Source organism: Streptomyces cyaneofuscatus (assembly GCF_042718795.1).
Classification (GTDB): Bacteria; Actinomycetota; Actinomycetes; order Streptomycetales; family Streptomycetaceae; genus Streptomyces; species Streptomyces cyaneofuscatus_A.
Genome location: NZ_JBHXOX010000039.1, coordinates 1 through 13,198, shown reverse-complemented (window position 1 = coordinate 13,198; position 13,198 = coordinate 1). Strand labels below are relative to the sequence as shown.

Below are 13,198 nucleotides of genomic sequence, written 5' to 3'. Positions count from 1 at the left end.
CATGGAACTTGGAAATTCACTGGATCCGGTGCCGTCCTGGATCCCCGCCTCCGGCCACGCCCTTCGTCACGTGGGCATCCACTTCGACGCCGTACGGGCCAACGGCATGCTGGGCGAGGAAATCGCGTACGAGGTCATGCAGTTCACCGATTTCCACGCCGGGCCCATCGTCCGCTCGGGTGTCGGTGAGCGCAGCATGTACTTCCTGCTCGCGCCCGGTACGGCTGCCGGGCATCGGTGGCCGCCCGGGGTGGAGGCGATGAGCCGGAGCGCGCGAGGGGACGCCTTCGTGGGGGTGCCCGCGTTGGACGGGGCGACCTGGCCGCTGGACTGGCGGTCGCGGCCCACGGCGGAGGAGCCGTTCGTGGATGTCGCGCTGCTGCACGAGATGGCCTGGTTGCGGGCGGAATACGCGGTGAAGGAGTAACCGGCGATCGCAGGCCCTGTCATGCCATGAGTGGTCGGGCAGGCTGGGCCATTGCCGTACGAGATGGGTGGTTTGGTGATCGGCACCTACCTGAGTCCTCAGGTTGCGGTACCGTAATCGCGACATCACGTTCTGTGTGTGCATGTGGGTGACGCGTGCGCATATGGAGCGGCCCCCGGCGGTGTTACCAGCACCGACCCGGGGACCTTCACCACTAGTGGAAAAGAGGTCCACCCGCGATGCTTTCGCATGTTATCCCGCCCCCTCGGGGCTATACGCAGGTCGCCAACGGCCTTGTACGTCAATCGCGCCTGGGTAGTGACGCGAAGATCCTGGTCATGTACGTGCAGGGGTTGCCCGAAGGTGATCGCGACAAGGCCCTCAGCGAGCACGCCCGCGACCTTCACATGACCGGGCGGCGGTACCAGAAGGCCAAGACCGAGTTGGTGGCGAGCGGTTACCTCCATGGGAAGCGGGAGACCGTGGCCGGTGGGCGGTGGCGGACCGTGCAGGTCTTCTCCAACTTCCCGCTGACGGACGACCAGGCCGCGCGGCTGCGGGCCGGGGTCCCGGCTGACGGATATGAGCTGGTGAGCACGGGGCCCGTTCCGACTGTGCACTTTCCGACGGTCGGTGCTCCGAGTGGTCCGGTGGTCGGTGGTCTTTTACCCGCAGACGAAGAACTGGGGAAGAACGCGTCCCACCCACCCACCGAAGCGGGCGGATACGAGCCGGAGGGCCTGGAGGAGGTTTCGGGGGAATCTTCCGGGGAGCCCACCGGGGAGCCCGCCGAGGAACCCTCTGATGGGCCTGAAGTTGCCGTCGCCGAGCGCGTGTTGCTCTCCCTCCGCCACGAGCAGCGCCAACTGCATCTCGGCGTACGTGAGGCCCGTACCCTCGCCGGACTCGCCGCCGAGTGGCTGCGGCGCGGGGTCACCGCTGCGGATCTGCGGCGGGCCCTGTGCGCTGGGCTGCCGGCGGAGGGGGTGCGGACGGCCGTGGGGTTCCTGGCGCACCGGCTCCGGGAGAAGCTGCCCGCCGCCCCCGAGAGCGTGCCTGCGCCGGAGCCGACGCCGCCGCCACCGGCCCTGATCGCCTGCGCCGGACCCGGCGAGGAGCACATGTTCCGGCCGCACGTTCCGTGGGCCACGACCTGTGGGCCCTGCCACCGGGAGGAGCAGCGCGCCTTCTGGGCCGATGCGCCGGCCCGGGCCGAGGCGGCTCCCGAGCCTCCGCCGTGGCGGGAGCGGTTTGCGGCCGTCGCGGAGGGCGGAGCCGTATCGGGTGCGGGTGCGGGTGCGGGTGCGGGTGCGGGTGCGGGTGCGGAGGGGGAGGGGGCGCCTCCGTTCCGGGGGTGAGGCCTGAGGCCGAGGCTGTGCCCTGGCGGGACCGACGGCCCGTGCCGCATGCCGCAGGGGATGCGCTGCGGGCCGTCGGTCGCCGGAGGGTCAGGAGACGGTCACCGTCGCCCAGCCGCGGTAGAAGGTGTGATCCGACAGCTTCAGGTACTTGCCGCCTGCGTCCCTGGCGGCCTCGGCCGGGTTCTGCGTGATGGTCGTGCGCGCGGCGTCCTTGAAGTACAGAGGCCGCGGACCGCCGCTGAGCGAGTCGGTGGTGGTGGCCTCGGAGAAGAAGAGGTGGTCGATCTTGCTGTTGCGCTGGTCGTTGCCCAGCGGCGACAGGTCGAGGGTGGTGGACTGGCCGCTGCGGCAGGTCGTGGCGGGGGCGACGCAGTCCGGGTCCGGCAGGGTCCAGAGGGCGGGATCGGGTCCGGTGCCGTCGGGGTCCCTGGTGTCGGTGGAGTCAGCTTCGTAGAAGCGGCCGATGCCCCCGCCCGGTGCGGCGTCGGGGCGGTAGAAGCTGTCCAGGCCCGGACCCTTGTGCGGCTGCGGGACCATGTTGAAGTCCCCGCCCACCACGACGGCCTTGCCGGCCTCGATGTCCGCGTCGAGTTCGGAGGCGAGGCGCGCCGCCTGTGCGGAACGGGCCCGGTCGCTGACGCCGTTGGCGTCGTCCCAGGCGCGCAGGTGCACGCTGCAGCCCTTCACCTTCCCGGCGATGCCGGTGAGGGCCACGTCGTGGCAGAGGGCGTTGAACGTCCGCGGGAGGGGGAGCGGGTTGCCTTCGGAATCGATCTGGTAGCTCTCGCCGCCGAGAGGGATCTCGTCCTTGGCGCCCAGTGCGCCACGGGCGCCGAGGACCTGGCCGATCCAGCAGCGCTTGTCGTCGTTGTTCGGGTCGCTGTCCATGTTCACCGAACAGTCGGGCGCACCACAGGTCGGGTAGTTGGTGAGCAGGGGCGTGAAACTGAACTCGTAGGTGCCCGCGTACGTGCTCTTGAACCACTCGAACTGCGAGTAGCACACCTCCTGCAGCATGACCAGGTGCGCCGGTGCGAAGTCGTTGATCTCCTTCTCGATGTGGTGGAGCAGGTTGGTGGTGCCCCTGTTGCACAGGCCACCGCACATGTTGAAGGTGACCGCCCGGAGCTGGACCTGGGTTCCGGCCCCGGCGTCGGCGAGTTTCGGCTCCGTCGCCGTACGTTCCGTGTCCGTTGCCGTACGTGTGGTGTCCGTCGCCGCTGCACGGTCCGCCCGCAGCCGGTCCGCGCCGCTCTGGGCCAGACCCGCCATCAGGACGACGGAGAGGGCGACCACGAAGGCCGCCAGGATCCCGCGTATTCTCATCGCTTTCCTTGCGTCGAACTCGGTAAAGACGATGATCGTAAACGCTGCGTGAATATCGTGAACATGCCGTGTTCGGGTCCGAAGAAGCGCCTTACGCCTCCGTGCAGTTGCTGTCGAGCTTGCGCCGTTCCCGGCGGTTGGGGTGGCGGATCCCTGCGACATGGCCATGCTCACGATCAGCAGCGCGGCGGCGATGACGACGAGGCCGGCGCCGCCGGCGGTCCACCCGGCAGCGGCCCACGGGATTCAGTGGCCGGTGAGTTCACCGGTGAGCTTGCCGTGAAGGTCGGCGCTGGGGTCGTTCAGGCCGATGATCTCCACCGTTTTGCCGCGCTGCTCGTACTTGGTCTCGACGGCATCGAGGGCCGCGACCGAGGAGGCGTCCCAGATGTGGGCGGCGGACAGGTCGATGACGATCCGGTCGGGGTCGTCGGCGTAGTCGAACTGTCCGACGAGGTCGTTGGAGGAGGCGAAGAACAACTCGCCGGTCACGGAGTACACCACGGTGGTGCCGTCAGGATCGGTGACGGCGGAGACGCGGGCGAGATGGGCGACGCGCTTGGCGAAGATGATCATCGCGGTGACGGAGCCGACGACGACGCCGATGGCGAGGTTGTCGGTGGCGACCACCACGACCACCGTGATGACCATGACGGCGATCTCGCCGGCGGGCATGCGCTTCAGCGTCTTGGGGGCGATGGAGTGCCAGTCGAAGGTCGCGAACGACACCATGACCATGACGGCGACCAGCGCGGCCATGGGGATGTCGGATACGACCGGTCCGAACACGATGCACAGCACCATCAGGAACGCGCCCGCCAGGAACGTGGAGAGGCGGGTGCGGGCGCCGGAGACCTTCACGTTGATCATCGTCTGGCCGATCATGGCGCAGCCGCCCATGCCGCCGAAGAAGCCGGTGACGATGTTGGCGACACCTTGGCCGATGGACTCGCGGGTTTTCGAGGAGTGGGTGTCGGTGATGTCGTCGACCAGCTTCGCGGTCATCAGCGACTCCATGAGCCCGACCAGGGCCATCGCGAACGCGTAGGGGGCGATCGTGCTGAGGGTCTCCAGGGTGAAGGGAACGTCCGGCAGCCCCGGCACCGGCAGCGACGAAGGAAGCTCGCCCTTGTCGCCGACGGTCGGCACGGCGATCCCGGCAGCGACCGTGATGGTGGTCAGGACGACGATGGAGACCAGCGGGGCCGGGACGGCCTTGGTGATCCTCGGGAAGAACACCATGAGTGCCAGACCGCAGACGAGCAGCAGGTATACCGCCCAGGGGACCTCGTACATCTCGGGGACCTGGGTCATGAAGATCAGGATGGCGAGGGCGTTGACGAAGCCGACCATCACCGAACGCGGGACGAACCGCATCAGTTTCGCCACGCCCAGGGAGCCCAGGACGATCTGGATGACGCCGGCGAGGATGACGGTGGCGATCAGGTAGCCGAAGCCGTACTCGCGGTTCAGAGGGGCGATGACGAGGGCGACGGCACCGGTGGCGGCGGAGATCATCGCGCGGCGGCCGCCGACGACCGAGATGACCACGGCCATGGTGAACGACGCGAACAGCCCGACCGCCGGATCGACACCGGCGATGATCGAGAACGAGATCGCCTCGGGGATCAGGGCCAGCGCGACCACCAGGCCGGCCAGGACCTCGGTACGCCAGACCTTCGGGTCGTTCAGCCATGCGGGCTTGAGGCCGCGCAGGCGTGGGGTGGGAGTCGGTACGGAAGTGGGCAAGGGGGCAGGCACCTGTCGTGCTCGGGCACAGCCCGTCGACAGGCCGGGGTGTGCGGGAAGGACACACAGGGGCTGGCGCGCGCACCTGCGGACGGCCCGAAGGGGGCCGGGAGGGAAGAGGACGGAGCCCGGCTCGGACGGGCCGGCCGACGGCTCACATCGGGGTGCGTGGGATCACGGCGGGCAGGCGGCGGCTGTCGGCGTCATAGGCTCGCGCACGCTCTCTCCTGCGAGAATCGGGATGTTCGCCGGGGGCGTCTTCGGCCCCGGAAACGGTGGTGACGGAGCGGGCCGACCGCTCCCGCACCGGCAACTCTACCCTAACGTTAGGGTAGAGATGGGTGGGGCGTGCGCGATGCGGCCGCCACGACGAGAAGGGCGGGCCACAGGCGTGGACGACGACCACATGCAGATCGGCGAAGTCGCCGCACGGACCCAACTGTCCCTGCGCACCATCCGCCACTACGAGGATGTCGGGCTCGTCATCCCCTCCGCCCGCTCCCAGGGCGGCTTCCGTCTCTACGCCGAAACGGACGTGCAGCGGCTCATGGTCATCCGACGGATGAAGCCCCTCGGTTTCACCCTGGACGAGATGCGCGACCTGCTCGACGTCACCGACCGCCTCGACGCCTTCCGATCGGCCGACCGGGCCGAACGCGCGGAGCTTCTGGAGCGCATGGCGGGCTACGAGCGGACCGCAGCCCGGAAGATCGAGGAACTGCGCACCCAGTTGAGCCGTGCGGAGGACTTCGCCGCCACCCTCCGCTCCCGACTCCAGAGCGTTTCCGGCGAAGACTCCGGCCCCCGCACCGCCGCGCTGCCCGGCTGACCTGAACCCGGTTCTCCGGCGCGGAGCCGCGCCGGAGCGAGTGCGTTGTCAGTGGCGGCTGGCAGCATCGATGCCGTGAACGCTTCGGCGGCCGACCGCACCAGGAGAACGACTCGTGTGCGTGTCACCGTCGGCCTGCTCCACGATGCCGCGTTCACTACGGGTGTCGTCGTCGACAACGCAGGAGGAACCCATGGCTCAGTTGCTGAGAGTCCAGAATTTCACCGTCTCCGGTGACGGCATCGCGGCCGGTGAGGACCAGACCCTGGAGAGGCCCTTCGGCCATGTCCAGCCCGAGCGGCTGTTCTCCTGGGCCGGTGCCACGGCGAGCTGGCCGATGCGTACGGACCCCGGGGGGAGCCGGGGGCTGGACGACTACTTCACCCGGGACTTCGAGCGCAACATCGGCGCCGAGATCATGGGCCGGAACAAGTTCGGCCCCCAGCGCGGGCCCTGGCCCGATGACGCGTGGCGCGGCTGGTGGGGCGACGAGCCTCCGTTCCGTACGCCGGTGTTCGTCATGACCCACCACGAGCGCCCGTCGTTCACGCTCTCCGACACCACGTTCCACTTCGTCGGCGGCGACCCGGCGGACGTCCTCGCGCAGGCGCGGGAGGCGGCTCAGGGCAAGGATGTCCGGCTCGGCGGTGGGGTCACCACCATCCGGGAGTTCCTCGACGCCGACCTCGTCGACACCCTGCACGTGGTGGTCTCCCCGGTGACGCTCGGGACGGGGCTACGGCTCTGGGACTCGCCCGACGAGCTGCTCGACCGGTTCCATCTGGAGGCCGTGCCCAGCGCGAGCGGGGTGACGCACCACTTGTTCTGGCGGAAGTGAGGGGACGGGGCGGTGGTGCCGGGGCCGTGGGGCGGGTGCCGCATTGACCTCGGGTGCCGGGGGCCAGCAAGATCCTTGTGTGCCTCCTGACATACCGCCCTCGCCCTGGGACCCGCCCGCCACCACGCCCCCGGCCACGCCTTCGGCCGGTGCGCCTGCCTGGCCGCAGGAGCCTGGAACCGGGTGGCAGCAGGGGCCCGGACCCGGGTGGCCGCCGCAGGGTGCCGGCCCGGGGTGGCAGATGCCGCCGCACGGGCCCGTCCCGCCGCGCGGGCCTGTACGGGCCGAGGCCGGGGCGCGGTACGACCAGCAGGGGCGCAACGGGCAGGGTGGCAGGTTCGCGTGGCTCGGGGAGCTGTCGCTCGTCCTGCTCCTGGTCGTCGTGGGGATCCTGGTCGTCTCCGGGATCGGGGCCGTCCTCGCGGCGGTGCTGGACGCGGGGCCCACGTCGGCGGAGAGCGAGGTGTTCTTCGAGGACCCGGTCGCCGACATGGCCCTCCAGCTCGTCGGCATCGCGATCGGGATCCCGATCGTCCTGTGGGCCGCGCGCTATCTGGGCAGGCGCCCGGCCGGGACCGTCTCCTCGGTCCTCGGCCGGCTGCGGTGGAAGTGGCTCGGGGTCTGCGCCGCCGTCGCCGTTCCGCTGATCATCGTCCAGTACGGCGTGCTGTTCGCCTGGACCTGGGGGGAGGAGTCCGCCGAACTGACGGGGGACGGCTTTCCCGGCTGGACCGCCTTCCTCGTGAGCCTGGCCGTGCTGGCGGCGCTGGTGCCGTTCCAGGCGGCGGCCGAGGAGTACGTCTTCCGGGGCTGGCTGGTCCAGGTGATCGGGCGGGCCGTACGGTCGCCCTGGCCCGCCGTCGTCCTCGCCTCGCTCCTGTTCGCCCTGGCCCACGGGTTCGGCGAACTCAGCGGGTTCATCCTGCTCCTCTACTCGGCGCTGTGGTGGGGCTGGCTGGTCATCCGCACCGGAGGGCTGGAGGCGGTGATCACCCTCCACGTCGCCAACAACCTGCTCGCCTTCGGCCTCGCGGCCGGCTTCGGCGAGCTCTCCTCCACCGAGACGGCGGCCGACGCCCCGTGGCAGGCGACGGTCGTCGAGTTCGTCTTCGCCCCGCTGTACTGCCTGGGGGTGGCGTGGCTCGCGAAGCGGCGCGGGATCGAGCGGGTGAGTCCCTGAAGCCGACGAAGCGCGGCGATCGGGTCCGGTGGCGGCGGACAGGCCGCCGGGCCGCCGGAGGGATTTCCGGCGGCCCGGCGGGCCCGTCGAAGGCTGGGGAACGGTGTCCTCGGCGCGGGTCCCTGTCAGGACTCGCAGGGAAGGCCGCCGACACGGGCGGTGTACGCCGCGGAGACCCAGCGGTTGGTGCCCACATTGCGGAAGCCGTTGGTGGTGGACACCGACGCGAGGATCGTGGCGCCGTTGGCGTAGGACCCGACGACCGAGTAGCCGGTGCCGGGACCGCTGCGGATCAGCAGACCGCCGTTGGCGTTGACCTTGTAGTAGCACCGGCTGGCGAGCGCGGTGGCCGGCGCGAGCTCCACGGTCCCGCCCGTCGTCCGGTCGGGTGCGGCGGCTTGGGCCGTGAGACCTCCGCCGAGGAGCGCGGCCGCGGACAGGGCCACCACGGCCGCCGTGCGGGCGGCGGAGCGACGCGGTGACCAGGTGCGGCGTGCTGCTGTAACCGTCATGGAATCGGTTCCCCTTGCGTCGTCGGTTCTGGGTGCGGAACACGTACGGAGGAGCAGGCCCGGGTCGGCCGAGCGGTGTCACCGCTCGACGGACACCGGATCCGCACACGACGTTAGTGCCACCGGGGCGATCAGCCGCCGGGAACACGAGAACTCCCCAACCGGAACGGACTCCCCGGCCGGAACGGACTTCCTGAAGCGATCGGTCAGAACTCCACCGTCAACTGGGCCCGGATGTGGGCCCGCAGGACGCCCGCCATGTCCGTCACGCAGTCGCTGATCAGCCACTGGATCTGGAGGCCGTCCATCAGCGCGATCAACTGCTGTGCGGCAGGCGCCGGTTCGACCCCGTCGCGCAGCGCACCCGCCTCCCGAGCCTGGACGTAGGCGCGTTCGGTGTTGGCGACGGACGTACGGTAGCGGGCCTCGAAGTACGCGTGCGCGGGGTGGTCGGGGGCGGTGGCCTCCGCCGCGACCACCGAGAACAGCTCGACGATCCCCCGCCGCTTGGCGTTCAGCTCGGCGAGGTCCACGAGCCGCCGCAGATGGTCCACGCCCCGGGTGACGCCCAGGGCCAGCCACTCGTCGTCCACGTCGTCGCGGCGCTGGAGCACCGCGAGGAGCAGCGCCTCCTTCGTCGGGAAGTGGTGCAGGAGGCCCGGGTGGGAGATGCCGCAGCGGGTGGCGATGACGCGCAGCGAGGCACCCCGGTAGCCGGCCTCGCCGAACAGGGTCATCGCCTGGTCGAGGATCTCGATCCGCTTGGCCCGGCCCTTGGCATAGCCGCGCCGGGGTCCCGGGGTCACGCGCTTTCACCCGTTGTCATCGGACGCCCTCTCGTTCCCCGCTGTCATCGGACGTCTGTCTCGTTCCCCCGCTGTCATCGGACGTCTCTCTCGTCCCCCCCGAGCTCCGCCCCAGATTCTCACAAGGTTGAATACTTACCAAGCGGTCGGTATTGAGCGTACGGTACTGCGGAGTGCCGTCGTGAAAGGAACTTCCGTGGGCCTGCTGCCGCCGTACCTCGACCCCGCGCTCCCCGTCGCGGACCGGGTCGCCGATCTCCTGGGCCGCATGACGCTGCCCGAGAAGGTCGGCCAGATGCTCCAGCTCAACGCCAAGGAGGGCGTGCGGCACCTCGTGGAGGAGCTGCACGCCGGGTCGATCCTGCACGCCTCGCCCGAGCGGGTGCTGGAGGCGGCCGCCCTCACGGAGAAGACCCGGCTGCGCATCCCGCTGCTCGTGGCGGAGGACTGCATCCACGGCCACTCCTTCTGGGAGGGCGCGACGATCTACCCGACGCAGCTCGGCATGGCGGCCACCTGGGACGCGGACCTGGTGGAGCGGATCGCGCGGGCGACGGCGGTGGAGGTCGCGGCGACCGGGGTGCACTGGACGTTCTCGCCGGTCCTCTGCATCACCCGCGACCTGCGGTGGGGCCGGGTGAGCGAGACCTTCGGCGAAGACCCGTATCTGATCGGGGAGTTGGGCTCCGCGATGGTGCGCGGCTACCAGGGTGAGGGGCTCACCGACCCGACCGCCATCCTGGCCTGCGCCAAGCACTTCGCCGGGTACTCCGAGACCCAGGGCGGCCGCGACGCCAGCGAGGCGGACATCTCCCGGCGCAAGCTGCGCTCGTGGTTCCTGCCGCCGTTCGAGCGGGTCGCCAAGGAGGGCTGCCGGACGTTCATGCTCGGCTACCAGTCCATGGACGGCGTGCCGATCACGGTCAACGACTGGCTGCTCGGCGAGGTGCTGCGCGGCGAGTGGGGCTACACCGGCACGCTGGTCACCGACTGGGACAACGTCGGCCGCATGGTGTGGGAGCAGAAGATCTACGCCGATTACGCGCAGGCGTCGGCGGCGGCGGTCCGCGCGGGCAACGACATGGTGATGACGACGTCGAAGTTCTTCGAGGGCGCCCAGGAGGCGGTGGCGGAGGGCGCGCTCACCGAGGCCGAGATCGACGCCGCCGTACGCCGCATCCTGACGCTCAAGTTCGAGCTGGGGCTCTTCGAGAACCCCCGTCACCCCGACGCCGCCCTCCAGACCGCGTTCATCGGCAGCGCCGCGCACGCGGAGCTCAACCTGGAGGCCGCCCGGCGCTCGCTGGTGCTGCTGACCAACGACGGCACGCTGCCGCTGGCGGGCGGCCTGGAGGCGGAGGAGCCGGGCTCCCTCACCGCGCACGGCGGCGGACGGGCCCGGGCCACGGCCTCCGGCCCCCGTACGGTCGCCGTCGTCGGCCCCAACGCGCATGACGCGCAGACCCAGTTGGGCGACTGGGCGGGCTCCTCCGGGCAGGCGGACTGGCTCCCCGACGGGCAGCCGCGCGCCATGATCCGTACCGTCCTCGACGGCTTCCGGGACCGGGTCCCCGCCGACTGGACCGTGTCGTACGCGCCCGGCGCCCGCATCCTGGACGTCGGGCCCGACCCGGAAGGGGAGTTCTTCCCCGACGGGCAGCCGCGCCCCGACGTCGTCGTCCCGGCCGAGCCCGATCCGGCACTCATCGCCGAGGCCGTCGCCGCCGCCGAGGCCGCCGATCACGTCGTCGCCGTCGTCGGTGACCGGATCGAGCTGATCGGCGAGGGCAAGTCGACCGCCACCCTCGAACTCGTCGGCGACCAGGTCGCGTTGCTCGACGCGCTGGCGGCGACGGGCAAGCCGCTGGTCGTCGTGGTCATCAGCTCCAAGCCGCTGGTGCTGCCGCCGTCCGCGCTCGGTGCGGCGGCGATCGTGTACGCGGCCAACCCGGGGATGCTCGGCGGTACGGCGGTGGCGGAGCTGCTCCTCGGCCTGATCGAGCCGACCGGCCGCCTCCCGCTCTCCTTCGCCCGGCACGCGGGGCAGCAGCCGACGTACTACAACCAGGTGCGCGGCCAGCACGGCACACGGTACGCGGACCTCACGCAGAGCCCGGCGTTCGCGTTCGGGGAGGGCCTGAGCTATACGACGGTCACGTACTCCGGCCTGGAGCTGCTGACGGCGGTCGTCGAGCCGACGGAGACGGTACGCGCCCGGGTGACGCTCACCAACTCCGGTGACCGGCCCGCGCTGGAGACCCTCCAGGTGTACGTGAGCGACACGGTGACGTCCGTGACCTGGGCGGAGAAGGAGCTGAAGGCCTACGAGCAGGTGGCCTTGGCGGTCGGGGAGTCCCGTCAGGTGTCGATCGAACTCGCCGTTGCGGAATGCACGTTGGTGGATGCGCGGGGGCGGCGGGTGGTGGAGCCGGGCCGCTTCGAACTGCTGGTGGGGCCGTCGTCGCGGGACGAGGCGCTGCTGCGGGCGGAGTTCACGGTGAAGGGGTGATGCGGGAGGGGTGCTCGGTGGGGGCGGAGGGGTCGCGCGGTTCGGAGGGCTCGTGCGGCTCGGCGGGGCCGTGCGGCTCGGCGGGCTCGGGGGCCTCGGGTGGTGGCGCGGGTGTCCGGGCGGCGCGCTGGCCGAGGACGACCCCGCACAGCGTGAGTACGAGGCCGAGGACCTGCCGGCCCGAGAGGCTCTCGCCGGCGAGCAGGAGCCCCAGGAGCACCCCCGTCACGGGGTTGAGCAGCCCCAGCAGGCCGACCGTCCCCGCCGGCAGGTGCTTCAGCCCCAGGAACCAGGCGGCGAACGCGATAGCCGTGGCCACCACCGCGAGGTAGCCGAACCCGAGGAGCGCGGGCCCGTCCAGCGCGGGCGGCGCGCCCTCCACGAGGGCCGCGCACGGCACGAGCAGCAGCCCGCCGCCGAGCAACTGCCAACTGGTGGCGGCGAGTACGTCCACCCCGCCGCTCCACCGCTTGGCCAGGACGTACCCGTACGAGGACATCGCCATGGCCCCGACGGAGGCGAGCACGCCGATCGCGTCCACCGAACCGGCGGCCGTGAACACCATCAGGCAGACGCCCCCGACGCCGGTCATGGCCCCGGCGAGGTGCTTCCAACCGGGCCGCTCGCCGACCAGCGGCCAGGCCAGCATCATCATGGACAGGGGAGCGAGGGCCATGATGATCGACGCCAGGCTGGTGGGGAGGCGCTGCGCCGCCACGTAGACGAGCGCGAAGAAGCCGCTCATGTTCAGGGCGCCGAGCACCAGGGACCTCCACCACCAGCTCCCGTGCGGCAGCTTCCGGCAGACGGCCAGGAGCAGCAGCCCGGCGGGCACGGCCCGGAAGGCGGCGCCGTACAGCGGATGGCTCTCGGGCAGATACTCGCGCGTGACGAAGTAGGTCGTGCCCCAGGCCACGGGGGCCACCGCCGTGACCAGTGACCATTTCAGGTTACCTTCCATGGAAGCTATTATGCCTTCCATGGAAGGTAATTTTGGGGACGTCGCTCCGGAGGCTTCGGACGCTTCGGATGCTCCGGACGCGCCGTGGGCTCCGGACGACGGGCCGGAGCGCGCGGGTCTCGACCATGTGGCCCGTATCCAGGCCGAATGGGCGCGGGAGCGCCCGGACGTGGACGTGTCCCCGCAGGCGGTCATCGGCCGGCTCCACCGCCTGGGCCACCTCCTGACCGCCCGCCTCGACGTCGTCTACCGGACCCACGGCCTGTCGGAGGGCGAGTTCGACGTCCTGGCCGCGCTGCGCCGGGCCGGGGAGCCCTTCGAGCGGGCACCGGGCGAGCTGGCCGCGCACACGATGGTCACCACGGGGGCGATGACCAAGCGGATCGACCGCCTCCAGCGCGCCGGCCTGGTGACCCGGCGCCGCTCGGCGGCGGACGGCCGGGGCCGGGTGGTGGCGCTGACCCCGGCGGGCCGGTCCCTGATCGACCGGGCGTTCACCGAGCACATGCGCAACGAGCGGAACCTGCTGGACGCGCTGGACGCACGGGAGGCGGGGGAGTTGGAGCGGCTGCTGACGGCGTGGCTGGCGCGGGTGGAGTCGGTGGAGGGGGAGGGGGAGGGCTGACGGGAGGACGCCCTTCGGTGGTGCGGGGGGGGGGGGGGCTGTATCTTAAACACAAATTAAGCTGCCCACCAAAGG

At 71.0% G+C, this 13,198-nt stretch carries 12 protein-coding genes; 7 read left to right on the top strand and 5 right to left on the bottom strand.

All coding sequences use genetic code 11. The features are described from left to right. Window position 1 precedes the first annotated feature (1 nt). Entirely contained in the window at window positions 2-427 is a 426-nt protein-coding gene (locus tag ACFWRT_RS33505) for a hypothetical protein (RefSeq protein ID WP_380954267.1), read from the top strand. 239 nt (window positions 428-666) lie between these two features. After that, window positions 667-1,785: a hypothetical protein gene (locus tag ACFWRT_RS33500; RefSeq protein WP_380954268.1), complete on the top strand. Its 1,119-nt coding sequence runs from the start codon at window positions 667-669 to the stop codon at window positions 1,783-1,785. Window positions 1,786-1,875: 90 nt separating this feature from the next. Here the strand turns inward: ACFWRT_RS33500 and ACFWRT_RS33495 are convergent, their stop codons facing one another. Both ACFWRT_RS33495 and ACFWRT_RS33490 read right to left on the bottom strand, forming a co-directional pair. Further along, window positions 1,876-3,114 (bottom strand): endonuclease/exonuclease/phosphatase family protein, encoded by a 1,239-nt coding sequence (locus ACFWRT_RS33495; RefSeq protein ID WP_380954269.1) that lies wholly within the window; start codon window positions 3,112-3,114, stop codon window positions 1,876-1,878. Window positions 3,115-3,360: 246 nt separating this feature from the next. After that, on the bottom strand, window positions 3,361-4,863 hold the full coding sequence (locus ACFWRT_RS33490) for a SulP family inorganic anion transporter (RefSeq protein WP_380954270.1): 1,503 nt from the start codon (window positions 4,861-4,863) through the stop codon (window positions 3,361-3,363). A 391-nt stretch (window positions 4,864-5,254) separates the two neighbouring features. Between ACFWRT_RS33490 and ACFWRT_RS33485 the strand changes: the two genes are divergently transcribed. From ACFWRT_RS33485 to ACFWRT_RS33475, 3 genes are all read left to right on the top strand, one after another. Beyond that, a complete protein-coding gene (locus ACFWRT_RS33485; protein WP_380954272.1) occupies window positions 5,255-5,692 on the top strand; it encodes a MerR family transcriptional regulator in 438 nt (145 codons plus the stop codon). 193 nt (window positions 5,693-5,885) lie between these two features. Continuing rightward, window positions 5,886-6,530, top strand: a complete 645-nt coding sequence (locus ACFWRT_RS33480; RefSeq protein ID WP_380954274.1) for a dihydrofolate reductase family protein — start codon at window positions 5,886-5,888, stop codon at window positions 6,528-6,530. 241 nt (window positions 6,531-6,771) lie between these two features. Further along, entirely contained in the window at window positions 6,772-7,710 is a 939-nt protein-coding gene (locus tag ACFWRT_RS33475) for a CPBP family intramembrane glutamic endopeptidase (RefSeq protein WP_380954275.1), read from the top strand. 125 nt (window positions 7,711-7,835) lie between these two features. Here the strand turns inward: ACFWRT_RS33475 and ACFWRT_RS33470 are convergent, their stop codons facing one another. Both ACFWRT_RS33470 and ACFWRT_RS33465 read right to left on the bottom strand, forming a co-directional pair. Then, complete coding sequence (locus ACFWRT_RS33470) at window positions 7,836-8,222, bottom strand: SH3 domain-containing protein (protein WP_380954276.1); 387 nt, start codon at window positions 8,220-8,222, stop codon at window positions 7,836-7,838. A 206-nt stretch (window positions 8,223-8,428) separates the two neighbouring features. After that, window positions 8,429-9,028, bottom strand: coding sequence for a TetR/AcrR family transcriptional regulator (locus ACFWRT_RS33465; protein WP_380954278.1), 600 nt, complete (start codon window positions 9,026-9,028; stop codon window positions 8,429-8,431). Between the two features lie 196 nt (window positions 9,029-9,224). On the opposite strand from ACFWRT_RS33465, the gene ACFWRT_RS33460 reads away from it, so the two are divergent. Beyond that, window positions 9,225-11,537 (top strand): exo-beta-d-1,3/1,6-glucosidase, encoded by a 2,313-nt coding sequence (locus tag ACFWRT_RS33460; protein WP_380954285.1) that lies wholly within the window; start codon window positions 9,225-9,227, stop codon window positions 11,535-11,537. On the opposite strand, the gene ACFWRT_RS33455 is transcribed toward ACFWRT_RS33460, so the two are convergent. Continuing rightward, window positions 11,521-12,498 carry a DMT family transporter gene (locus ACFWRT_RS33455; RefSeq protein WP_380954279.1) on the bottom strand — a complete coding sequence of 326 codons (978 nt, stop codon included), beginning with the start codon at window positions 12,496-12,498 and terminating at the stop codon, window positions 11,521-11,523. The two genes, ACFWRT_RS33460 and ACFWRT_RS33455, sit on opposite strands and share 17 nt — an antisense overlap. Before the next feature lie 127 nt (window positions 12,499-12,625). On the opposite strand from ACFWRT_RS33455, the gene ACFWRT_RS33450 reads away from it, so the two are divergent. Beyond that, window positions 12,626-13,123: a MarR family winged helix-turn-helix transcriptional regulator gene (locus ACFWRT_RS33450; protein ID WP_380954287.1), complete on the top strand. Its 498-nt coding sequence runs from the start codon at window positions 12,626-12,628 to the stop codon at window positions 13,121-13,123. Window positions 13,124-13,198 lie beyond the last annotated feature (75 nt).